The organism is Mesorhizobium ciceri biovar biserrulae WSM1271, from assembly GCF_000185905.1.
Lineage (GTDB): Bacteria > Pseudomonadota > Alphaproteobacteria > Rhizobiales > Rhizobiaceae > Mesorhizobium > Mesorhizobium ciceri.
Window position 1 is genome coordinate 6,232,405 of the sequence record NC_014923.1, and the last position, 23,606, is coordinate 6,256,010.

The 23,606-nt window shown below is 62.8% G+C and carries 19 protein-coding genes; 5 read left to right on the plus strand and 14 right to left on the minus strand.

Going from position 1 to position 23,606, the window contains the following annotated elements; genetic code table 11:
• Positions 1 to 163 precede the first annotated feature (163 nt).
• Positions 164 to 625, minus strand: a complete 462-nt coding sequence (locus MESCI_RS30000) for a cupin domain-containing protein (protein WP_013533666.1) — start codon at positions 623 to 625, stop codon at positions 164 to 166.
• Between the two features lie 110 nt (positions 626 to 735).
• Here MESCI_RS30000 and MESCI_RS30005 point away from each other — a divergent pair, with 110 nt between their 5' ends.
• Positions 736 to 2,298: a winged helix-turn-helix domain-containing tetratricopeptide repeat protein gene (locus tag MESCI_RS30005; protein WP_013533667.1), complete on the plus strand. Its 1,563-nt coding sequence runs from the start codon at positions 736 to 738 to the stop codon at positions 2,296 to 2,298.
• Positions 2,299 to 2,432: 134 nt separating this feature from the next.
• Here MESCI_RS30005 and MESCI_RS30010 read toward each other — a convergent pair whose 3' ends face one another.
• The gene (locus tag MESCI_RS30010) at positions 2,433 to 3,335 is read right to left on the minus strand and encodes a LysR family transcriptional regulator (RefSeq protein WP_013533668.1); all 903 of its coding nucleotides are present in this window, start codon (positions 3,333 to 3,335) and stop codon (positions 2,433 to 2,435) included.
• A 278-nt stretch (positions 3,336 to 3,613) separates the two neighbouring features.
• Between MESCI_RS30010 and MESCI_RS30015 the strand changes: the two genes are divergently transcribed.
• The 3 genes from MESCI_RS30015 to MESCI_RS30025 are packed head-to-tail and all read left to right on the plus strand — an operon-like array spanning position 3,614 to position 8,214.
• A complete protein-coding gene (locus MESCI_RS30015; RefSeq protein ID WP_164919986.1) occupies positions 3,614 to 6,544 on the plus strand; it encodes a molybdopterin oxidoreductase family protein in 2,931 nt (976 codons plus the stop codon).
• A complete protein-coding gene (locus tag MESCI_RS30020; RefSeq protein WP_013533670.1) occupies positions 6,541 to 7,275 on the plus strand; it encodes a 4Fe-4S dicluster domain-containing protein in 735 nt (244 codons plus the stop codon). Before MESCI_RS30015 ends, MESCI_RS30020 begins: the two co-directional genes overlap by 4 nt.
• A 3-nt stretch (positions 7,276 to 7,278) precedes the next feature.
• Positions 7,279 to 8,214, plus strand: coding sequence for a dimethyl sulfoxide reductase anchor subunit family protein (locus MESCI_RS30025; RefSeq protein WP_013533671.1), 936 nt, complete (start codon positions 7,279 to 7,281; stop codon positions 8,212 to 8,214).
• Positions 8,215 to 8,220: 6 nt separating this feature from the next.
• Here the strand turns inward: MESCI_RS30025 and pdeM are convergent, their stop codons facing one another.
• The 5 genes from pdeM to MESCI_RS30050 all read right to left on the minus strand — a co-directional run bounded on the left by pdeM (position 8,221) and on the right by MESCI_RS30050 (position 14,358).
• Complete coding sequence (gene pdeM, locus MESCI_RS30030; protein ID WP_013533672.1) at positions 8,221 to 8,937, minus strand: ligase-associated DNA damage response endonuclease PdeM; 717 nt, start codon at positions 8,935 to 8,937, stop codon at positions 8,221 to 8,223.
• The gene (locus tag MESCI_RS30035) at positions 8,934 to 11,483 is read right to left on the minus strand and encodes a ligase-associated DNA damage response DEXH box helicase (protein WP_164919987.1); all 2,550 of its coding nucleotides are present in this window, start codon (positions 11,481 to 11,483) and stop codon (positions 8,934 to 8,936) included. The genes pdeM and MESCI_RS30035 overlap by 4 nt, the downstream gene beginning before the upstream one ends.
• A gap of 200 nt (positions 11,484 to 11,683) precedes the next feature.
• Positions 11,684 to 12,544, minus strand: coding sequence for a C40 family peptidase (locus MESCI_RS30040; protein WP_164920088.1), 861 nt, complete (start codon positions 12,542 to 12,544; stop codon positions 11,684 to 11,686).
• A 26-nt stretch (positions 12,545 to 12,570) separates the two neighbouring features.
• The gene (locus MESCI_RS30045; protein ID WP_013533675.1) at positions 12,571 to 12,921 is read right to left on the minus strand and encodes a MarR family winged helix-turn-helix transcriptional regulator; all 351 of its coding nucleotides are present in this window, start codon (positions 12,919 to 12,921) and stop codon (positions 12,571 to 12,573) included.
• A gap of 72 nt (positions 12,922 to 12,993) precedes the next feature.
• Positions 12,994 to 14,358, minus strand: coding sequence for a leucyl aminopeptidase family protein (locus tag MESCI_RS30050; RefSeq protein WP_013533676.1), 1,365 nt, complete (start codon positions 14,356 to 14,358; stop codon positions 12,994 to 12,996).
• 116 nt (positions 14,359 to 14,474) lie between these two features.
• On the opposite strand from MESCI_RS30050, the gene MESCI_RS30055 reads away from it, so the two are divergent.
• Positions 14,475 to 15,296 carry a tetratricopeptide repeat protein gene (locus tag MESCI_RS30055; protein WP_013533677.1) on the plus strand — a complete coding sequence of 274 codons (822 nt, stop codon included), beginning with the start codon at positions 14,475 to 14,477 and terminating at the stop codon, positions 15,294 to 15,296.
• Positions 15,297 to 15,386: 90 nt separating this feature from the next.
• Here MESCI_RS30055 and MESCI_RS30060 read toward each other — a convergent pair whose 3' ends face one another.
• The 7 genes from MESCI_RS30060 to cpaB are packed head-to-tail and all read right to left on the minus strand — an operon-like array spanning position 15,387 to position 23,400.
• The gene (locus MESCI_RS30060; protein ID WP_013533678.1) at positions 15,387 to 16,409 is read right to left on the minus strand and encodes a type II secretion system F family protein; all 1,023 of its coding nucleotides are present in this window, start codon (positions 16,407 to 16,409) and stop codon (positions 15,387 to 15,389) included.
• A gap of 9 nt (positions 16,410 to 16,418) precedes the next feature.
• Entirely contained in the window at positions 16,419 to 17,432 is a 1,014-nt protein-coding gene (locus MESCI_RS30065) for a type II secretion system F family protein (RefSeq protein ID WP_013533679.1), read from the minus strand.
• A gap of 29 nt (positions 17,433 to 17,461) precedes the next feature.
• Complete coding sequence (locus tag MESCI_RS30070) at positions 17,462 to 18,961, minus strand: TadA family conjugal transfer-associated ATPase (protein ID WP_013533680.1); 1,500 nt, start codon at positions 18,959 to 18,961, stop codon at positions 17,462 to 17,464.
• Positions 18,962 to 18,990: 29 nt separating this feature from the next.
• On the minus strand, positions 18,991 to 20,280 hold the full coding sequence (locus MESCI_RS30075; RefSeq protein ID WP_013533681.1) for a CpaE/TadZ family protein: 1,290 nt from the start codon (positions 20,278 to 20,280) through the stop codon (positions 18,991 to 18,993).
• A gap of 38 nt (positions 20,281 to 20,318) precedes the next feature.
• Positions 20,319 to 21,056 (minus strand): CpaD family pilus assembly protein, encoded by a 738-nt coding sequence (locus tag MESCI_RS30080; protein WP_013533682.1) that lies wholly within the window; start codon positions 21,054 to 21,056, stop codon positions 20,319 to 20,321.
• Between the two features lie 14 nt (positions 21,057 to 21,070).
• On the minus strand, positions 21,071 to 22,591 hold the full coding sequence (locus tag MESCI_RS30085; protein ID WP_013533683.1) for a type II and III secretion system protein family protein: 1,521 nt from the start codon (positions 22,589 to 22,591) through the stop codon (positions 21,071 to 21,073).
• Positions 22,588 to 23,400: a Flp pilus assembly protein CpaB gene (cpaB, locus tag MESCI_RS30090; protein ID WP_013533684.1), complete on the minus strand. Its 813-nt coding sequence runs from the start codon at positions 23,398 to 23,400 to the stop codon at positions 22,588 to 22,590. Before cpaB ends, MESCI_RS30085 begins: the two co-directional genes overlap by 4 nt.
• Between the last annotated feature and the right edge of the window lie 206 nt (positions 23,401 to 23,606).

Sequence of the window (23,606 nt, forward strand, 5' to 3'; positions counted from 1 at the left end):
TCAGAGATTACTGATCCGCTTTAGGCCAGGTCGTGTACCCATAACCTTCGGCGTGATGCGATGAAGATCACGTCCGCTTTGCGCCGATAGCGACCAAGCTCGTGCGCCAGCGCGATATGTCGCAATGGGCCAGAAGCTGTCGTGGGGCCGCCGTGACAGATGCCTACCCGCGTGTCGTCAAAGTCGAGAGCTGGTCAGTATCGTAGCGGTTCCGCAGCTCAGCGAGGGCTTTTGGGTCCGGCGCACCCTGCGCCGCGAGTTTGGCAAGTTCTTCGAAGTAGCGTTCGTGGCCAGGCGGAGAGACGGTCATCAGCACGCGGGCGGGTCTCTCACTGACATTCGTGATGTCGTGCGGCACTCCCGGTGGAATGAACAGATAGGTTCCGGGCGTTGCGCGAACCGTCTTGTCGCCGACATGCCACGCACACTCGCCTTCGAGCAGGTAGAACGTCTCTTCCTGCACACGGTGAACATGCCGTCCGGTGGCGAATCCCGCTGGGATCGTCCAGTCGAACATGCTCGTGTGCTTGGTGTTTTCGCCGGTGACGAGGAAGACCATAGGTTGACCACGCAGCATGATCCCCTTCTTCTCGTCGGGCATGCGAATAATGGCATTGGCACTCATAGGATCCTCCTTTGACTGGGTGCTTACTTCCGGCAAGCACCTGTGCAACATTGGCCGTCGATGCCGGGAAAGTCGTGAATTCGTTCCCAAAAATTTGCTAAAAGCGTTGGATGACAATCGGAGGCGACCTTTATCAGTTTGGCCCGTTCCGTCTCGATCAGGTGGCGGGCATTTTGTATCACGGCGCCGAGCCGACCATGCTTGGGCAACGCGCCGTTTCGCTTCTGCGTTTGCTGCTCCAAAACGCGGGCGTACCGGTATCCAAAGACGCGCTGGTCGAAGCCGGCTGGGGCAAATTGGCGGTTGCCGACAACAACCTGACGGTCCAGATCGCGGCCTTGCGCCGGGTATTGGCCGACGCAGCGGATGCTGAGAGCTGGATCGAAACACTGCCGCGCCGAGGCTATCGCTATGTAGGACCGGCTGTTGCGACGAATGTCCCCGATCGTTTTGCAGCCGCCCGCACCGCGTCGGCGCCGACCTTGCCTGAGAAGCCTTCCGTCGCGGTCCTGCCGTTCTCGAATTTGAGCGGAGATCCGCAACAGGAGTACTTCGCCGATGGAATGGTCGATGACATCATCACCGGCCTGGCACGCATAAAATGGCTTTTCGTTATCGCGCGAAACTCGACCTTCGCTTACAAAGGCCGCGCCGTGGACGTGAAGCAGGTCGGCAGCGAGCTTGGCGTACGATATGTCCTCGAAGGCAGCGTGCGCAAAGCTGGCGGTAGTGTGCGCGTAACCGCTCAGATGATCGATGCATCGACCGGCGCGCACGTGTGGGCCGAGCGCTACGACCGCAGTTCGGAGGACATTTTCGCGCTTCAGGACGAAATCGCGCTATCAGCGGTGGGCGCGATTGCTCCAAGCTTGCGAAAAGCGGAAATTGAACGTGTCAGGCGGAAGCGCCCAGAGAGTCTCGACGCATACGATCTCGTGCTTCAAGCCCAGCCTAATGTCGATACAGGTATGCCGGAACAAGTTACGAGAGCACTGGCGCTTCTTGAGCGTGCCATCGCACTCGAGCCTGCCTATGCCCTTGCGCATGGCAATGCAGCAATGTGTCATCATTGTTTGTTCCTTCGTGCCGGGCTGCAGGAATTCAACCGTGCGGCTTCGATCCGGCACGCCCGATTGGCCATTGTCCATGGACAAGACGATGCACTCGCTCTGACATGGGCAGGGTTTTCGATCGGCATGGACGCGCATGATCGCGCCGCTGCATTCACGGCATTAGACGCAGCCCTCGCCATTAGCCCGTCATCGGCGCTGACTTACATTCTTGGTAGCGTCGTTCTCGGATGGGCCGGCGAAGCAGAGCGCGCGATAGAATGGAGCCAGAAGGGTATCCGGCTAAGCCCGTTCGATTCGTGGGCTTGGGCCGCGTTTGACGCCCAAGCAATGAGCCATTTGCTGCGCGGGCGTTACGAAGAAGCTTGTCGCGCAGCCTACAAGTCCGTTCAAGCCAATCCGGCACACAGCATCACCTACGTGCAACTGACCGCTGCGCTCGCCAAACTCGGCCGGCTGGACGAAGCGAGGGCCGCCGCCGCGCGCGTGCGCGAGCTTCAGCCGGGCTTCCGCTACAGCCGCCAATTTGCTGGCGTGCGCTGTGCGCCAGCGCTCGCGGAGACTCTGGGAAGCGCGCTGCGGGACGCCGGATTGCCAGAGTGACGGCTGGGCGTCGAGGCGGACAGCGCTAGCGAGCCCATCTGGGGAGGAAGGTCGTGGTGAGGCGTTTCAATCAGCCACTCGATACAAAGTACCAAGACCTCCGAGCCAACGGCAAAGCCGCAAGCTCTGATACTCTAGCCCGCCGACGGGGCATCCGCCTTGCCGTCGAGATGCGCCTTAAGCGCCATCTGGGCCAGGCTTGCCTGGCGATCGCGATGGGTGATCATGGCGAAGTCGCGTTTCGGCAGTTCGAGCGGCACCGATCTCAGACTGCCTTCGGCCACGGCGCGAGCCGCGACAAGCTCGGAGATGATGGTGGCGCCGGCCCCCGCCTCGACCGCCTGGCGAATAGCTTCATTGCTCGGCAGCACCAGGAATATCTGGAGGTCGGCGAGCGAAATCCCTTCGTGGCGTGCCAGATCCTCGAGCACCTCGCGCGTACCCGAACCACCCTCGCGGATAATCCAGCGCAGGCCCTTGATGTCAGGGCGGCCGGGCGCGACTTCGGGGATCTCCGGATGCGCGCTGGCAACCACCAGCATCAGCCTGTCGACGTCGACCTTGGTGCGGCGCAGGATATCGGACTCGGTGCGGCCTTCGACCAGGCCCAGATCCGCCGCGCCATCGAGGACATTGGCCTCGACCTGCCTGGTGTTGCCGATGGAGACGCTCAGCCTGACGGCCGGATAGGCTTCGTGGAAGGAAGCCAGCCGGCGCGGCAGCCAGTAGCTGGCGATGGTCTGGCTGGCGGCGATCGAGAGGCTGCCGGTGACGGTCTGCGAGACATGCTCCAGCACATTACGGGCAGCGGCGGCCCGTTCGAGCACGGCCTTGGCCTCGGGCAGGAACCGATGGCCGGTCTGGGCAAGCTCGATGTTGCGGCCGACGCGGTTGAACAGGTGGACGCCGTGCTGTTCTTCAAGCGCCCGGATGGCCGCCGATGCCGCCGACTGCGAAATGCCCAGGAGTTCCGCCGCCTTGGTCATATGGCCGCGCTCGGCGACGGCGACGAAAATCCGCAACTGATCCAGGGTCATGTCCGTATTAAGAACCAATATCGATCGAATTTACAAGAACAACTGATTAGACAGATCGATAGCTTTATTCTAAGTTTTCCAGCGAAGTTAGAAAAAATTCGCCGAAAGATCGCAGAGAGCAGAATGATCGGGCGGTTCAGATCCCTGCTTGCGCATTGGACCCGCGGCTTAAGGCGGCGGCTGGCCGGCGATCGCTATCACCCGGAAGAGCACTACATGCGCGGCCCCGGACCGAAGACGCGGGCCAAATCCATGCGCCGTACAGGCGCCACCGGATCATGATGCAGGGACCGCCGCGCGGCGCGAATTCGGCACCATCGCAACGCCCGCTTGCCGACACGCGAGCGCCTGACGAAGGCGACGGCGTCGACACCTCGCCTGCCGTTTCCGACAGCATCGCCAAGACGACCTGCTACATGTGCGCCTGCCGCTGCGGAATCGATGTACACATCAAGGATGGCAAGGTCCGCTACATCAACGGCAACAAGGACCACCCGGTCAATCGCGGCGTGATCTGCGGCAAGGGCAGCTCCGGCATCATGCAGCATTACAGCCCGGCAAGGCTGAAGAAGCCATTGCTGCGCGCCGGCCAGCGCGGCTCCGGCGAGTTCCGCGAGATCGAGTGGGAGGAGGCGTTTTCTATCGCTACGGAACGGCTGTCGAACATCCGCCGGACCGACCCCAGGAAACTCGCCTTCTTCACCGGCCGCGACCAGTCGCAGTCGCTGACCGGCTGGTGGGCGAGCCAGTTCGGTACGCCGAACTTCGCCGCCCATGGCGGCTTCTGTTCGGTCAACATGGCGGCCGGCGGCCTCTATACGATCGGCGGTTCGTTCTGGGAGTTCGGCGAGCCCGACTGGGACAACACCCGGTATTTCATGCTATTCGGTGTCGCCGAGGATCACGATTCCAACCCGATCAAGATCGGTCTCGGCAAGCTCAAGGCGCGCGGCGCCAAGGTCGTCTCGATCAATCCGTGCCGCACCGGCTACAATGCCATTGCCGATGACTGGATCGGCATCCGACCCGGAACAGACGGCCTGTTCGTGTTCGCCCTCATCCACGAATTGCTCAAGGCGGGTCGCGTCGATCTCGAGTATCTGCTGCGCTACACCAATGCCCATGTTCTCGTCGTGCAGGAGCCAGGTGCTGCCGATGACGGACTGTTCGTGCGCGATGCCGACGGCAATCCGCTGGCTTGGGACAGGGCGGCGAAGACACCGGTCAGCGCCGCCGATGCCGGTGCGAAACCGGCGCTGACCGGCAGCTTCACGATCGGCGGGCGCCGCTGCGTCCCGGTGTTCCAGTTGATCGCCGACCGCTACCTCGATGAGAGTTACGCACCGGACTCGGTCGCCGAGCGCTGCGGCATTGCCGCCGACACGATCCGCAGGATCGCCGCCGAACTCGCCCATGTCGCCTTCGAACAGACGATCGAATTGCCGATCGCCTGGACCGACTGGGCCGGGCGCCGCCACGAGACGATCAAGGGGCGGCCTGTCTCGATGCACGCCATGCGCGGCATCTCTGCCCATTCGAACGGTTTTCACACCTGCCGCGCCATCCATCTCCTTCAGGTGCTGTTGGGCACGGTGGATGTCCCCGGCGGCTTCCGCTTCAAGCCGCCCTACCCTCGATCCGCGCCGCCCGGACCGAAGCCGGCGGGCAAGACCGTCAAGCCGATGACGCCGCTCGACGGCATGCCGCTCGGCTTCGTCTGCGGGCCGGACGATTTGCTGGTCGGCGAGGCCGGCACGCCGCTTCGCATCGACAAGGCCTATTCGTGGGACGCGCCGCTGGCCGCGCACGGCCTGATGCACACCGTCATCCGCAACGCCTGGGCAGGCGATCCCTACAAGATCGACACGCTGATGATGTACATGTCGAACATGGCGTGGAATTCCTCGATGAACACCGTCGAGACCATGGCGATGCTGACCGACAGCGACGAAGCGGGCAACTACAAGATCCCTTTCATCATCTATTCCGACGCCTATTATTCCGAGACCGTGCCGTTCGCCGATCTGGTGCTGCCGGACACGACCTATCTTGAGCGCCACGACTGCATCAGCCTGCTCGACCGGCCGATCAGTCATGCCGACGGACCGGGCGACGCCATCCGCCATCCCGTCATCGAGCCCGACCGCGACGTCCGGCCGTTCCAGTCGGTGCTGATCGAACTCGGCGCCCGGCTCGGCCTGCCTGGTTTCGTCGATGAGGACGGCTCGGCCAGATACCGCGACTATGCCGACTACATCGTCAACCATGAGCGCACGCCCGGCATCGGCCCGCTCGCCGGCTGGCGCGGCAAGGATGGGACCTCGACCGGCAGGGGTGAGGCCAACCCGGACCAGTTGCAGCGCTACATCGACAATGGCGGCTTCTGGCATCATGATTTCGCGGACGACCAGCGCTATTACAAGATGGCCAACCGCTCCTATCTCGACTTCGCAGTGCAGATGGGTTTTATCCCGAAAGCCGAACCGATCGTTTTCCAGCTCTACTCGGAGCCTATGCAGCGCTTCAGGCTCGCCGCGCGTGGCCATGGCCGTGTGGTGCCGCCGAAAGGCGATCGCCAGCGCATCGAGACCTACATGGACCCGCTGCCCTTCTGGCACATGCCCTTCGAGGAAGCGGTCGTCGACCTCGAAAAATATCCGCTGCATGCGCTGACGCAGCGGCCGATGCACATGTACCACTCCTGGGGTTCGCAGAATGCGTGGCTGCGGCAAATCACCAGCCAGAACCGGCTGTTCGTGCATCACCGGACGGCAGCCGGTCTCGGCCTTGTCGATGACGACTGGGTGTGGATCGAAAGCATCAACGGCAGAGTGAAGGGGCAGATCAAGCTGATCGACGGGGTGAACGAAAGCACGGTCTGGACCTGGAACGCCATCGGCAAAAGGCGCGGCAGCTGGGGGCTGAAGGACGACGCGGCCGAGAGCAACCGCGGCTTCCTGCTCAACCATATCATCGGCGACCAGACCTCGGCCGACGCTCAGGGCAAACGCTATTCGAATTCCGATCCAGTGACGGGCCAGGCTGCGTGGTTCGACCTGCGCGTGCGCATCGTCAAATGCGCAGCCGAAGAAGCCGGGTTCACCGAGCCGCAGTTCCAGCGTTTCCTGCAGCCGCCGCATTTCGAATCCTCGCCCGACAGACTGACTTTCGGCGCCGAATTCCGCAGGGCGAGAGAGGCGACCAAATGACCTGTCTGCCAAGTCAAAGCGGCAAGAAGCTCGGCCTCGTCATCGATCTCGACACCTGCGTCGGCTGCCAGGCCTGCGTCACCGCCTGCAAGGAATGGAACACCGGCGGCCACATGGCGCCGCTGACCGACATCGATCCCTATGGCGGCCATGTCGACGGCGTCTGGTTCAACCGCGTGCACGGCTATGAGCACACCACCGAGATGGGCGGACGGACGGTGAACTTCCCGCGCTCCTGCCTGCATTGCGAGACGCCGGCCTGCGTCACCGTCTGCCCGACCGGCGCCTCCTACAAGCGGGCTTCGGACGGCATCGTGCTGATCGACGAGGACAAGTGCATCGGCTGCAAATTGTGCAGTTGGGCCTGTCCTTATGGAGCACGCGAATTCGACACCGATGTCGGGGTGATGAAGAAATGCACGCTGTGTGTCGACCGCATCTACAATGACAATCTGGCCGAAGAAGACCGCGTGCCGGCCTGCGTCGCCGCCTGCCCGACCAGCGCCCGGCATTTCGGTGATCTCGGCGATCCCCTGTCGGCGGTCTCGCAACTGGTGGCCGAGCGTGGCGGCGTCGACCTGATGCCTGAGCTCGGCTATCGCCCGACCAACAAATATTTGCCGCCGCGCGCCCACACCGCGCGCCCCGCATCGGTGGCCGCGCCGGCATTGGAACCGGTGCGGGCCGACGGCGGTTTCCTCGGCTGGGTCGACCGCATGCTTTCGAACTGACCCATGCATCCAGCCTTCTCCGTCGTCTTCTTCACCACTGCCACCGGCGCGGGCTACGGCCTGCTCGCGCTGCTGGGCACGCTCGGAGGCTTCCAGATCATCCCACCCGATTTCTGGCTGGGCTTCATCGGCATGGGGCTGGCGCTCGGCCTGATCGTAGCCGGCCTGTTGTCCTCGACGGGTCATCTCGGCCGCCCCGAACGCGCCTGGCGGGCGTTCTCGCAATGGCGCAGTTCATGGCTGTCGCGCGAAGGTGTTGCCTCGGTCATCACCTTCATTCCGGCGGGACTGTTCGGCATCGGTTGGATATTCTTCGGCAAGACCGATGGCTGGGTCGGCATCGCCGGATCTCTGGCCGCCATCGGCGCAATCATCACCGTCTGCACCACCGGCATGATCTATGCGTCGCTGAAACCGATCGCCCAGTGGCACAGCCGCTTCACCCTGCCCGGCTATCTCATCTTTTCGGCGATGACCGGCAGCGTGCTGTTGAACGCACTGCTGCAGGGCTTTGCGCTTGGTTCGAAGGTGCAGCTGGCGGCTTGCCTGCTGCTGACCTTGACCGGCTGGGGCTGGAAGCTCGCGACCTGGCGCTACAATGACCGGCTGGAGATTCCGACCACCGCCAACACCGCGACCGGGCTGGCGGGAGGTACGGTGCGGTCGCTGGAATGGCCGCATACCGAAGAGAATTACCTGCTCAAGGAAATGGGTTTCCGCATCGCGCGCAAGCATGGCGCGCGGCTGCGCCAGATCACGCAGCTTCTGGCCTTCGCGTTGCCCTTGGGGCTGCTCGCCATTGTGTTCGCCCTGCCATGGCCGCTGGCAGCGTTGCTGTCGGTACTCGCTGCTGTAATCCAGTTCGCCGGCATGCTGGTCGAGCGCTGGCTGTTTTTTGCAGAGGCGAAGCACACGGTTACGCTCTATTACGGCAGGTAGGGCTGTTTAGCCCGGCCGCAGCATCGAGCCGGAAATGGCAAAGATGCGTTGGGCGCCCAGCATATAGGCCATCAGCGTATCCAGCCGGAACAGCCCGGCATAGGCGCGATCGAGCACGTTGAGCGAGCCTGTATAGGCACCGAAGGCCGGCATGATCATGCGGCCGCCGTCGCCGGCAAAGCAGCGGCGCCGCACCGAGCGGCCCTGCTGGACGATGCGGGCGCAGGGATGCAGATGGCCCGCTATTTCGCCTTCGACACGCTGCTTCGATGGCTCATGCCGGAACAGCAGCGAGCCTATAGCAAGTTCACGCACCGTCTCGCCAGGCAGGTCGGCTGGCGCTTCCGGGTCATGATTGCCGGCGACCCAGAACCATTGCCGGCCTGATATCAGCGCTTCCAGCCGCTCTCGGAAACTTGCATGCATGCGTTGGGCGCCGCCGCCATCGTGAAAGCTGTCGCCCAGGCTGATGACGATAGACGGCTGGTAGTCAGCGATGACGGCCTGCAATCGCAGCAAGGTCGCGCCGGTGTCATAGGGCGGAATCAGCGTGCCGCGGCGTGCCAGCGACGAGCCCTTTTCCAGATGCAGGTCGGACACGGCCAGAAGCCGCAGATCCGGAAAATAAAGCACGCCGCGCGGGTCGCAGACGGCGCGTTCGCCTGATATGCCGACAAGGTCGGCCTCGGCGATCAGCGATGTGCGCGCCAGCGAAAAATTCATTCCTCGACCATCTCCGGCCCCATGGCCTCTGCGACCAGCGTCGCCGCATCCATCAGCAATGTCTCATCGGCTTCGCCGTTCACCGGCATCTTGCCGATCTCGAGCATGATCGGCACGGCGAGCGGCGATATCTGTTCGAGAGCCTTATGCACGATTCGACCCTGGATGCGCGAGAGCATGTCGGCAAGTCTGCTGACATCGAGCAGGCCGGTCGCCGCATCGGCGCGTGTGGCCTGCAGCAGGATGTGGTCCGGTTCATGGCTGCGCAGCACATCATAGATCAGGTCGGTCGAGACGGTGACCTGGCGGCCGCTCTTCTCCTGGCCAGGGTGGCGTTTCTCGATCAATCCGGAAATCAGCGCGCAGTTGCGGAAGGTGCGCTTGAGAAGCCAGCTGTCGGCCAGCCAGGCTTCGAGGTCGTCGCCCAGCATGTCCTGGTCGAAAAGTGCGCTCAGCGAAGGCTTCCTGGCTTTGAACATCGCGCCCATGTCGCCCAGTGACCATATCGCTAAGGCATAGTCGGTGGCGACGAAGCCGAGCGGCCTGGCTCCTGCCCTGTCGAGGCGGCGGGTGAGCAGCATGCCGAGCGTCTGGTGCGCCAGCCTGCCCTCGAACGGGTAAGCCACCAGATAGTGGCGGTTGCCTCGTGGAAAGGTCTCGATCAGCAGGTCGTCGCGCTTGGGCAGCACCGATTTGTCGGCCTGGAAGCGCAGCCAGTCGGCGACCTGCTCGGGCAGCTTTTTCCATCGCTGCGGGTCATCGAGCATGATGCGGACCTGTTCGGCGAGATAGGTCGAAAGCGGAAACTTGCCGCCTCCATAATAGGGCACCTTGGCATCGCTGCCCGGCGCGTTCGACACGAAGCATTCATTCTCGCGGATGCCTTCGAAGCGCAGCACCTTGCCGGCGAACATGAACGTGTCGCCATGCGTCAACGTTTCGAGGAAGGCCTCTTCGATCTTGCCGAGGACCCGGCCGCCACGCGAAGCCGTGCCTTTGCTGCCGGCCTGCACATATCGAACATTCAGCGCCGGCACCTCGATGATGGTGCCGACATTCAGCCTGTATTGCTGGGCGACGCGCGGATTGGACACCCGCCACAACCCATCCTTGTTCAAACGGATGCGGGCGTAGCGTTCGTAATTCTTGAGCGCATAGCCGCCGGTGGCAACGAAATCGATGACGCGGTCGAATGTCGGCCGGTCGAGGCTGACATAGGGTGCTGCCGTTCGCACCTCCTCGTACAGGTCATCGGCACGGAACGGCGCGCCGCAGGCGCAGCCGAGCACATGCTGGGCCAGCACATCGAGCCCGCCATTGATCAACGGAGGCGTGTCCTGCGCGCCTAGATAGTTGGCGTCGAGGGCGGCCCGGCATTCCAGCACCTCAAAGCGGTTGGCGGGGATGAGGATCGCCTTGGACGGCTCGTCCATGCGGTGGTTGGCACGGCCGATGCGCTGTGCCAGCCGGCTCGCCCCCTTTGGCGCGCCGACATGCACGACCAGATCGACATCGCCCCAGTCGATGCCGAGATCGAGCGTCGAGGTGGCGACGATGGCGCGCAGCGCGTTTTCGCCCATCGCCTTCTCGACGCGCCGGCGCTGGGCGACGTCGAGCGAGCCGTGATGCAGCGCGATCGGCAGGGTGTCCTCGTTGACCCGCCACAACTCCTGGAAAAGCAGTTCCGCCTGGCTGCGGGTGTTGACGAACAGCAGTGTCGTCTTGTGGCGTTTGATCTCGCGATAGATTTCCGGCGTGGCGTAGCGCGCCGAATGTCCTGCCCATGGCACGCGCTCTTCGGAGTCGAGGATGGAAATCTCCGGTTTCGCACCCCCGGTGACGACGATCAGTTGGGCCATGTCATGGCCTGTCGAACCCTTGGGTGGATTCTGGCTGACCAGCCAGCGCCGCAACTCGTCAGGTTCGGCCACCGTCGCCGATAGCCCGATGGTTTGCAGACCAGGGACAAAGCTGCGCAACCGTGCCAGGCCGAGCGCGAGCAGATGCCCGCGTTTCGATGTCACCAGCGAATGCAGTTCGTCGAGCACGACGTAGCGCAGATCTTCGAAGAAGCGTCTGGCATCGCCGGCCGCAATCAGCAGCGCCAGTTGTTCGGGCGTGGTCAGCAGGATATCGGGCGGCACCAGTTTCTGGCGCTGGCGCTTGTGCGCCGGCGTGTCGCCGGTGCGCGTCTCGATGGTGACGGGCAGCCCGATCCCTTCCACCGGCTTGCCGAGATTGCGCTCAATATCGACGGCCAGCGCCTTCAACGGCGAGATGTAGAGCGTGTGGATACCGCGCTGCGCCTGGCCCGGCTTTCTCTTTGGCCGGTTGGCCAGTTCGGTCAGCGAAGGCAGGAAGCCGGCCAGCGTCTTGCCGGCACCGGTCGGCGCGATCAGCAGTACCGACTGACCGGCCTGGGCCTTCGCTAGAAGTTCGATCTGATGGGCGCGCGGCGACCAGCCTTTCTCGCCAAACCATCTGAGGAATGGTTCGGGCAGGGCCACGGCGGCATTCTGTTCGGCAAGGCGCGGCTCAACTGTCACCCGCCAGAGGTAGCGCGACGGCGCGCGAACGCCAAGGAAAATCGGAACAAAAGGTGATCGAGGTGAGCTTTCCTCGCCCCGTCTACGGGGAGAGGATGCCGGCAGGCAGGTGGGGGGCGGCGCGAACCTCTCAATGCTGGCGCTGTCCCTCATCCGCCCTCGGGCACCTTCTCCCCGTGAACGGGGCGAAGGAAGAAGGGCTACGGCCTCCTGAACCCTGTCGGGCCACCATAGAGATAACCGATGCGGTCAACCGCATCCTTCAGGCCTTCGCGCGACACCAGCATGGTGTGGCCGTTGGCGTGGATCATCGTGTCGGCATCGGTCATGACGGCGACATGGCCCTTCCAGAACACCAGATCGCCGCGTCGCAAGCCGGAGAAATCAGGTCCCGGTTCCAGCGGCTCGCCAAGGGCCGCAGCCTGCATGTCGGAATCGCGCAACACGTTCCTGCCGGCCATGCGCATCGCCAGTTGCACCAGCCCCGAACAGTCGATGCCGAAACCGGAAGTACCGCCCCAGAGATAAGGTGTTCCTAGAAACGCCTCGGCAACCGCGACATAGTCGGAGGCAGCTTCACTGAGCGGCCGCAGGTGACCTGCGATCAGCGCCTCGCCGGACGGCAGGACCGCATAGTGCGTACCGCGCGTCTCGGCCGCCTCCGTCAATGTCACCGTCGATCCCATCGACAATTGTCCGGCGATCGGAAAGCGCAGATCCGGCCCGGGGTAGAGGAAGGTGCGCGGCACGCAGACGATGTGCGTCGGCGTATGGTCCCGTTTGCCCAGCATCGTGTCAGCGACGTAGCCGACATAGCCGTCGCGTTCGGCCTGGACCCAGGCCCAGCCTTCAGCGACATCGAAGACCAGGACATCGTCGCCGAACAGCGCTTGCGTGTTGACGCCGGCATCCGGCCGCGGCGCCTTGCGCATATCGGCCACTGACGCGATGACCCGCGCCGGCCGGCCGGCGACGAAGCGGTCAGCGGCGACCTCGCCCTTCAGCCTTGCATCGGCAAGGTCGGAGCGAAAAGCGTGAAGGCGGGCATCCCTGGCAGTCAAATCGAGCACTCTGTTGAAAAGGTCGCTCACATCGGCAGTTCGAGCGCCTTGGCGATGATACCATCGCCGAAGCGCTCGACAAAGAGCGCGCCCTCGACCGTGCGCCTGATCAGAACATTGCGCTTGTCGAGCTCGTCGCGATGGCGCGAGACGAGTTTCAAAGCGCCCATCGTGTCAAGGGCGCGGGTGATCACCGGCTTGGTGACATTGAGCCGGGCGGCGAGCCCGCGCACGGTGTGCGGCGGCGGATCGAGATAGATGGTGAACAGGATCGCCGTCTGGCGCATGGTCAGATCGGGCGCGTCGTCGCGCACCTGCGACAGCATCACCTGCTGCCACAGTCGCAAGGCCTGGCTTGGGCGCATCGCAATCGACATCGCGCCAGCATGACGGCAAATTGTTTCGGTTCCGTTTCAGTCAAAGCGATTGCCGTCTTTCGCCTGCGACTGTCAGCCATAGCGTTTCGCGATGATCCGCTCCAGCGCGCGGATGCCCTGTGCCTCGCCGCCGGCGGGGCCATGCGGACGATCAGCCGGATTCCAGGCGAAGATGTCGAAATGCGCCCAGCCCGCGGTTTTTTCGACAAAGCGCTTCAGGAACAACGCCGCTGTGATCGAGCCGGCGAAACCGTCCGTGGTGACATTGTTGATGTCGGCGATCTTCGACGACAGTTTTGCATCGTAGGGCCGCCACAGTGGCATGCGCCACAGCGGATCCTCCGTCGCGACGGAAGCCTCCGCCAGATCGGATGCCAGCGTTTCGTCGCCGGTGTAGAACGGTGGCAGATCGGGGCCGAGCGCGACACGGGCAGCCCCGGTCAGCGTCGCCATGTCAACCAGAAGCTGCGGCTCCTCCTCGTCGGCCAGCGCCAGCGCGTCGGCCAGCACCAGCCGTCCCTCGGCATCCGTGTTGCCGATCTCGACAGTGATGCCCTTGCGGCTCATCAGCACGTCGCCAGGCCGGAAGGCGTTGCCGGCAATCGAATTTTCCACCGCGGGAATGAGCACGCGCAGCCGCACATTCAGCCCGGCAGCCATGATCATCGAGGCGAGGCCAAGGACATTGGCGGCACCGCCCATGTCCTTCTTCATCAGCAGCATGCCGGACGATGGCTTGATGTCGAGGCCGCCCGTGTCGAAGCAGACGCCCTTGCCGACCAGCGTCACCTTCGGTGCGTCTTGCTGCCCCCATCGCATGTCGATCAAGCGCGGTGCGCTGGTCGACGCACGGCCGACCGCATGGATCATCGGGAAGTTCCGGTCGAGGAGATCGTCACCCTTGATCACCGAGACTTCGGCCTTGTGCCTGGCGGCCAGGGTCCGCACCGCCTGCTCCAAATCTTCCGGACCCATATCGCTGGTCGGCGTGTTGACCAGATCGCGTGTCAGGAAGACGCCATCGGCAATGCGGCGAACGCGCCCGGCATCGACGTCGGCCGGCAGGCCGAAGCGCAGCGCCCTGCCTGGCTTCTTGCCGTAGCGAGTAAAGACATAACCGCCGAGCAGCAGCGCGATCGCCGCGAGTTCGGCCTCGGCCGGCGCCAAGGCGAAATGCCAGTCGCCTTCCGGCAAGGCTTTCGACAATGCGCCGAGGGCAAGCGCGCCTTCGCCATCGCCGATCCCGAACAAGGCGCCGCCGAGCGCCCCGTTTTCGCCGGGCACGACCAGTGTCCTGCCTGCCTCGCCGGAAAAGCCGTTGGCCCTGGCCCAGGCGATGGCGGCCGGCGCAAGACCGGCCGCGTCCAGACCGTCCCTGGCGACCAGATGGACCGGCAACGCGCCCGGCAATGTCTTCCCGACGAGTTCGACAGGCATGCGATGTTCTCCGTGTGAGTCGCCGTTCTTAACCGTCCGTTAGGGTTAACAGAATATTTCTGCGAGAGGGAAGACGGCCACGCAATGGCCGCGCATGAATGGAGGCTTAGGGTGCCATGCCGACCAACCGCAGGATCAATATCAGGGGAAAACGGCTCATCACCATGGCTCTTGTGCTGGCGCTGACGGCGGGCGTCGCCGGTTGCGGAACCGACAAGCTCTCCACCGGCTCTATCGCACGCACCAGCGGCAAACCGCTTGAAAGCATGTCGGCCGGCGAACTGCACAATGCCACCGGTGCACTTGGCCAATCCTACGCGAAGAACCCCAACGACAAGCGGATAGCGACGAACTATGCGGCGGCGTTGCAGATGGATGGCGACGCCGACCAGTCGCTGGCCGTGATGCGCAAACTCGCCATCGCTTTGCCCAAGGATCGTGACGTGCTTGCCTCCTATGGCAAGGCGCTGGCCGCCAATGGCCAGTTCGAGGCGGCGCTCGACGCCGTGCGCCGCGCTCAGACACCGGAATATCCCGACTGGAGGCTGGTGTCGGCGGAAGCGGCCATTCTCGACCAGACCGGCCAGAAGGACGATGCGCGCCAGCTTTACCGCAAGGCGCTCGACCTCAAGCCGAACGAGCCTTCCGTGCTCTCCAATCTTGGCATGTCGTATGTGCTGGAAGGTGATCTGCGCACCGCCGAAACCTATATGCGCTCGGCCGCGCAACAGCCGAATGCGGACAGCCGGGTCCGCCAGAACCTGGCGCTGGTCGTCGGCCTGCAAGGCCGGTTCGACGAGGCCGAGAAGATCGCCTCACAGGAACTGTCGCCCGAACAGGCGCAGGCAAATGTCGCCTATCTCAGGCAGATGCTGGCCCAACAGAACGCCTGGAGCCAGCTCAAGGACCAGGACAAGCCGAAATCCGCAACCAACTGAGACCACAAGTCCGATGCCCCAACGAAGAGGCCGCGCTGCATGCAGCGCGGCCTCTTCGTTTGAAGTGTACTGCAGGAATTTGCCTTGCCGCTACTGGGCGTTTGTTGCCGGCGCCGCATGATCGCCGAAGATACCGCGTTGGCTGACCTGAATGCCGGCGGGACCCAGGATGATGGCGAAAAGCACCGGCAGGAAAAACAGGATCATCGGCACGGTAAGTTTTGGCGGCAGGGCGGCCGCCTTCTTCTCGGCCGCATTCATGCGCATGTCGCGGCTTTCGGCGGCAAGCACGCGCAGTGCATGCGCCACCGGCGTGCCGTAACGCTCGGCCTGGACGAGCGCCTGCGACACCGACTTGACCGAATCCAGGCCGGTGCGGCTTGCCAGGTTCTCGTAGGCCTGCTTGCGCTCCGGCAGATAGGAAAGCTCGGCATTGGTGAGGATGAACTCTTCCGCCAGCGCCACCGATTGCGCGCCGATCTCGTCGGCGACCTTGCGCAATGCTGCTTCCACCGACATGCCCGATTCGACGCAGATCAGCATCAGATCGAGCCCATCCGGCCATGCCATCTGGATCGACTGCTTGCGCTTGGTGGCGCGGTTGTTGACGTAGATGACCGGCGCGTAAAAGCCGCCGTAAGCAACGAGGATGCAGACGAACAGCCTGATGACCAATGGCTTGTCGGGCAGTCCTCCGAGCACGAAAATGTAGATTGCGGCCAGCGCGAAACCGACAAAAGGAAGCACGAGACGGAAGAAAAGAAACCGCGTCAGCGGATTCTGTCCACGAAAACCGGCCACCTTGAGTTTCTGCAAGGTGCCTTCATCGGCGAGCGCGCGTCTCAGATCCAGCCGGTCGACGATGTTGCGCATGCCGATCGACTGTTCCTCACGCAAGCCCTTGCGACGGCGGTCGGCCTCGACCGCAAGCCGGGCGCGCTGTTGCGCACGCAGTTCGTCGCGCTCCAGCGCAACGGATTTCATGCGTGACTTGAGCTGGTTTCCGCCAAACGCCGGCAGCAAGGTGAAGACGGTCGCAAACACCGCTATCGCGACCAGCATCGCGATCAGGAAGCTCGGATCCGTCAGGGTCTTGATGACTTGCTCGGTCATGCCAGCATCCTAGACTTCGAAGTTCATCATCTTGCGCATCACCAGGATGCCGATCGACATCCAGACCGCAGAGCAACCAAGGATCAGGTTTCCGACGCTGGTGTTGAAGAGCGGCATCAGGTAGGCCGGGCTCGACAGGTAGACGAGAAAGGCGACGATGAAGGGCAGCGCACCGATGATCGCGGCGGATGCCTTCGCTTCCATCGACAGCGCCGCGACCTTGGCTTTCATCTTCTTGCGATCGCGAAGCACGCGCGAAAGATTGCCCAGCGCCTCGGAGAGATTGCCGCCGGCTTGCGATTGAATCTGGATAACGATGCCGAAGAAGCTTGCCTCGGTGCAAGGCATGGTTTCGGGCATGCGCAAGGTCGCGTCGGGGATAGAGAGGCCCATCTGCTGTGAATCGACGATGCGGCGAAACTCGGTCTTCACGGGTTCGGGCGATTCGTTGGCGATCAGGCGCACGGCATCGTTCAGCGGCAGGCCGGATTTGACCGCGCGCACGATGATGTCGAGCGCGTTTGGAAATTCGTTGAGGAATGCCTTGACCCGGCGGGCGCGGCGAAACGTGACGAACCAGCGCGGCAGGCCCAGCCCCCCGGCCAGCAGCACGCCCGGCAAGGCGATCAGCGGGGCTCCGGCCACGAAAGCGGCCATCGTCAAAACGATGCCGCATATTGCGGAATATATATAGAAACGCTCGATGGTGGTCTTGAGGCCGGCCTGACGAAGCTGGGCTTTCAGCGGCGGCTTCTTGACGCGGCTGTCCTTGGTTTTCTGCTTGGCGTCGAGTTCGTTGAGAGAATCCTGAACCGATTTGCGCCGCTTGGCGGCTTCCGCCACGCGGTCGCGCGAGGCCTTGACGACGGAGCGATCCGTCTCGGCGGTCCTGATTGTTTCGAGCCGCTTGCCGACCTGTTTCTCGTTGCTGATCCGGGTGAACAGAAATGCATAAGCGACGGCGCCGGCGCTGAAGCCGGCGAGCACGACAAACGCCAGTACTGTGCCGTCAATTCCAAACATTGGCCCGAACCCTTACACCCCAGCAGACGTCAGTCAGCGCGTTTCTCCATCGCCTCGAGCGCAATGGCGAGACGCTGCTCCTCGCCGTAATAGCGTGCACGCTCCCAGAAATGCGGACGGCCGATGCCGGTCGATACGTGCTCACCCAACAGCCGGCCGTTGGCGTCCTCACCCTTGATGTTGTAGAGGACGATATCCTGCGTGATGATGACGTCGCCTTCCATCCCGATCACCTCGGTGATGTGGGTGATGCGGCGCGATCCGTCGCGCAGGCGCGCTGCCTGGATGATCACGTCGATGGAACCGACGACGATTTCGCGCACTGTCTTCTGCGGCAGCGAATAACCGCCCATGGCAATCATGGATTCGATGCGGTTCAGGCATTCGCGCGGGCTGTTCGAGTGGATCGTGCCCATCGAGCCGTCATGGCCGGTGTTCATCGCCTGCAGAAGATCGAACACTTCGGGTCCGCGCACTTCGCCGACGATGATGCGCTCGGGCCGCATGCGCAGGCAGTTCTTGACCAGGTCGCGCATCGTCACCTCACCCTCGCCCTCCAGATTGGGCGGGCGGGTTTCGAGGCGCACCACATGCGGCTGCTGCAATTGCAGCTCGGCCGAGTCTTCGCAGGTGATGACGCGCTCCTCGCGGTCGATATAGTTGGTCAGGCAATTGAGCAGCGTGGTCTTGCCCGAACCGGTACCGCCCGAGATCACGATGTTGCAGCGAACACGGCTGATGATCTTGAGAACTTCGGCGCCCTGCGGCGAGATGGCGCCGAACTTGACCAGTTGGTCGAGCGTCAGCTTGTCCTTCTTGAATTTGCGGATGGTGAGCGTGGCGCCATCGATGGAGAGCGGCGGCGCGATGACGTTGACGCGGGAGCCATCGGGGAGGCGCGCGTCGCAGATCGGGCTGGATTCGTCCACGCGGCGGCCAACCTGGCTGACGATGCGCTGGCAGATGTTGAGGAGCTGCTGGTTGTCACGAAAGCGGATGCCGGTCTGTTCGACCTTGCCGTTGACCTCGATGTAGACGTTCCTGGAGCCGTTGACCATGATGTCGGCGATGTCGTCGCGGGCGAGCAGCGGCTCGAGCGGCCCATAGCCGAGCACGTCGTTGCAGATGTCCTCAAGCAGCTCTTCCTGCTCGGCGATCGTCATTGCGAAGTTCTTGATCGCGATGATGTCGTTGACGATATCGCGGATTTCCTCGCGCGCACTTTCAGGATCAAGCTTGGAAAGCTGCGACAGATCTATGGTGTCGATGAGTGCGGAGAAGACCTGGCTCTTGGTATCGTAATAGGTTTCGCTTTTTTCGCGCTGTGCCCGCTTCGGCTCAGGCGCCAATGGCGGTGCCTCGACCGCACGGCGCGCCGGCGGCGCGACAGGCGCGCTTGGCGCCGCGGGCCGTGTCAGAACCGCCGTGTCCACGGAACCTGCAGCCGGTGGCGCAACAGGCGCCGGTGCTGGCTGGCGAAATTCCGGCGTGAACCGGTTGCCGTCGTCGCTGCCTCTTTTACCAAACATGATCGACTACCGATTCCACTGCTGAAGCGTCACTTCTTGTTGCGCGAGAGCTTGCCGAGCAGGCTGCCGAGCCCGGCCTTCTTCCTGATCTTGATTTCGCTGCGCCCGGTCAGCACATGCGCCATTTCGTTGATCATTGCGACGATCGGGTTCTTGGCATCCATTTCGCCAAGCATGCGTCCGTTGTTGGCGGCATTGCCGAACAGCAAGGGATCAAAAGCAATGACCGACATTGGCGACAGACCGAGCGGCTCGGCGAAATCGGCCGGCGAAATCTCCGGGCGTTTCGGGACGCCGGCCTGGTTGATGATCAGCTTGGGCGGCGGATCATTGGGACGAAGCCGCTTGAGCATATCGATGAGGTTCTTGGTGTTGCGCAGATTGGCAAGTTCCGGTGTCGCGGTGATGACGATCTCGTCGGCCTTGACCAAGGTGTTCTTGGTCCAGCCCGTCCAGGCATGGGGGACGTCGAGCACCAGAAGCGGCACGCTGCGCTGGGCGGTGTCGATGAGCTGAACGAAGGCCTCTGGATCGAAATCATAGACCCGTTCGAGCGTCGAAGGCGCCGCCAGCAGCGACAGATGCTCGGCGCACTGGGTCAGCAGCCGGTCGAGATAGACTTCATCGATGCGTTCCGGTGAAAACACCGCCTCGGCGATGCCTTGCGCCGGATCCTGGTCGAAATTGATGTTGGCGGTGCCGAAAGCCAGATCGAGATCGGCGACGACCACTTCGGATTTGAACAGGGAGGACATCGCCCAAGCCACATTGTGGGCGATCGTCGAGGAGCCGACACCGCCCTTGGCGCCGACGAAGGCGATCGAGCGGCCGAGCGGCTCGGCTTCCGGATCGATGAAAATCGACGACACCACGCTGACGATGTCGGCCATCGAGACCGGAGCGATCACATATTCGGAAATGCCGTTGCGGATGAGTTCCCGGTAGAGGCCGACATCATTGTAGTGGCCGATCACCACCACCTTCGACGTCGGATCGCAATATTCCGAAAGCTGGGCGAGTTGTTCCAGCAATTGCTTGGGCTCGCTGCGCGATTCCAGCAGGATCAGATTGGGCGTCGGCGCCGATTGGTAGAATTCGATGGCAGTGGGAACACCGCCCATGTGGACCTTGAGATGCGCCTTCGTCATGCGACGGTCCTCGCCGGCGCGCTCGACCGGGTTGGCAACACCCTCGGTCTCGCAGAATGCCTGGATCGAGATGCGCGGGATCGGCCGCAACGCCTGCATCGCGGCGATGTCCTGCTGCGAGGTATCGCTGCCGTCCACCGGGGCGTCGTAGGCAAGGTTGCTCATCGTCATGCTCTCTCCCGTGGCCTGTTCTATCCGAGATTTGCGGCTCAGTACGTCACTTCCGAATTGCCGAGGAACTCTTCCGAAATGCCTCTCTTTTGGTAAACATCGATGGCTTGGCTACGATTTGCCGGATCAATATTGGCAGATTTACGCGGGCCGAGCAGGTCGGCGGGATTGGCCATCTGGGCGGCAAGATTGTTCTGATAGGAGCAGCCGAAGTCGGCATAGTGCTTGTTCTCCGATGTCTCCATAAGATCTTCGGGCCAGCGGCCGCACTTATCGGTCTGGGCTTTCACCGAGATATAAGCAACGCGAATCGGGGCAGAGGCTTCGGCGGAGGCGGACTGATAGGAGGTCACGACAATCCGATTGCGCTTGATGCCGCTGGCAACCGCCAGCCGGGCGAAATCGCGGGCCGCCGTGGTCGCGGCGACCTCGTTGGCCGATCCGCTCGGGACCTGGATCGTCAGCGTCGGGGCGGCACTTCTGTCATAGCCATCCAGGAAGCCAAGAAGCGTATCGCGCTGGGAGCCGGTCATGCCGCGGTCACCGGCGCCGACAGGCAGGTCGATCTTCTGATTCTTCTCGGCGATGACGATCGGATGGTTGGTGCGGTAATCGTCCGGAATGGCGCCGACCGTGATGCTGTCGCGCTGGGCGCAGCCGGCGAGCAGCGCCGCCACCGCAACCGCCAGGACAGGAACGGCTCGCCGGCAGACCCGTGAACGGCCGAGACGGGTCGTTGCGGCGATGGTGCTTGCCTTCAATGCTGACTGAGACATGTCCGCTTCCCCGCTTACTTGTAGATGAAGCCGACAACGCCGTGGTAGCGGCCATTGGGCTTGTCGGTCTGCATGGTGCCGTAGACGCGATTGACGCGGCCAAGGAACATGCCGGCGCCATCGCTGGCGGCGTTGAAATTGTCGTCCGGCTTGGCAAGGTCGTTGCGCGCCACCGGCTTAACCAGATAGGGCGTGATGATGATGACGAGCTCGGTCTCGTTTCGCACGAAATCCCTGCTGCGGAAGAGCGCGCCAAGCACCGGGATCTTTGTCAATCCAGGCAATCCGTTGACGGCTTGCCTGACATCGTCGCGAACCAGGCCGGCGATCATCATGGAGCCACCGGATGGCAATTCCACCGTTGTGTCGGCAAGGCGCTTGCGCAGCGACAGGGCATTCATGCCGGGACTCGTCACGCCTGAGGAGAACGATACGGATCCCTCGGTTGTCGGCTCGGAAACCGACGTCCTGACTTTCAAACTTATGCGGCCGGGAGACAACACAACCGGCTGGAATTCCAGGCCGATGCCGTACTCGATCTTTTCGACGCTGTAGGTCTTCAGGCCGGTCTGGTTGTCTTGCGATACATTTGCCGAGACACCCGTGACCATATTGTATTCACCGCCGACCTTGAAGGTTGCCTTCTCGCCCGACACAGCCGTCAAGGTCGGCTCGGCCAAGGTCTTCATCACCCCGGACTGCTCCATAGCGTTCACATAAGCCTGCAGTCCTGAAGCGCCGATTTGAAAGCCGGAATTCGACAGCTGTTTGCCGAGACCCGTGAAGTTGTCGCTGATTGCGCCGTAACTAATGCCGTTGCTGCCGCCGCTGCCAACCATGTTGACGCCGAGCTGCTTCATCACCGAGCGGCTGACTTCGGCGACCGTGACCTTCAGCGTGACCTGGTCGTCGCCAATGATCTGGATCAGGTTGACGATCTGGCTGGTGCGGCGCTCCTGGTCCGGATTGTTGATGTCGACACCGCTCTGGGCCGAGCCGCCAGCCGCGGTCTGCGAATATTGTCCCGTCGTCGCTTCACCACCCGACACGAACATGTTCGCCAACTGTTCGGCGCGCTTGGCATCCAGGGGGGTATCCACGGTTCCTGTGAGAACGACGTTGTCGTTCAGCAGTTCCACCTTGACAGCCGACGTCGGCAGGAAGCGCCTGATATAATCTTCAAGGCCGGCAACGTCGCGTTCGACGGCCAGGTCCAGGCTGACGATCTGCTCGCCATTGGGGCCGAAGACAAAGATGTTCGTCTCGCCGACCGCCTTGCCGAACAGATAGATGCGCCTTGCGGTGCGGGTCACCGCATCGGCAACCGCCGGATTGGCGACGAGAATGTCATAGGCATCGCTCGGCAGGTCGATGACCACCGACTTGTTGAGGCCGAGCTTGACGCGCTGGGTGGCCGTCGATGCCGTGACCTGCGCGTTCTTTGCCTCGACGACGCTGCCTTGCACATTCGTTCCGACGAGCAGCAGGCCGAATGCCGCGGCTACGATTGCCGGCAGTTTGCCACCTAGCTTCATTTCCTTGCTCCCACTTCGGAAACTTCGCCCGACTTGATCAGCCTCACCGTTCCCCTGCGGCCATTGCCGGAAACGAGATAGTCGGCCTCACCCACATTCTTTTCCTGCGTGTCCGCGACCGCCCGCAGCGCCAGGGTCAGGCGATCCGCCATCTGCTGGGCGACGGTGATAATCTCCGCCTGCTTGGGCGTCAGTTCCAGCGTGGCGGTCTGGCCCACCCTGGTCTTCTTGCCTTCCTCGTCCTCCTGAATGGTCTGGTCGATGGCCAGGACGCGGATGTTCTTGAGGATGGTCTCGGTGTTGAAGCCGGCGGCACCGCTGGCGGCATCGGCCCTGCGGGTCATGATGACGTCGACGAAATCGTTGGGAAGAATGAAGCCGCCGGCCGACGTGTCGGCCGAGATGGCCGTGGCGACCGCCCGCATGCCGGAAGGCAGGATCGACGACATGAAGCTCTGCCCCTCCCCGATCAGCTTGGAACGCCGCAGCGGCTCTCCGGCATACATCGCCACACGGGCAATGGAACCCTTCAGCTTGTCCAGCGCCTCGGGCTCGGCGGTGCGGGTGATGAAATTCGCGTTGACGCCGTCGGCGGGCCAGGATTGCCAGGCGATGTTGTTTTGGATCGGGCTGCCCATCGGAACGTCGCCTGAAAGCACAAGCACATCCTGGAGTGCCACTGCCGGGGCCTGGGGAGCGGAATCAACGACGACCTGGGGCGGCGGTGCCACCATGTTCTTCGCGACATAGCCAGCGCCACCCGCCGCGGCCACCGCCACGCTCAGAATTATCAATCGCGATGCTGGCATCTGTCCGAACCCTTGCCCTGGCAAACCACGTAGCCAAGCCGGACTTTGCAGCGGCAATCGTCAAAACAAGGTTAATGTAATGCTTACGATCGTGATTAATTTAACGTTTACATAAATTAGCCGGACTATAGCCGGACCGGCCAAAACAGCCGGGCCGACCCCGTTGAGAACGGGGTCTCGGCAATGCTGACAGACAATAAAATAAT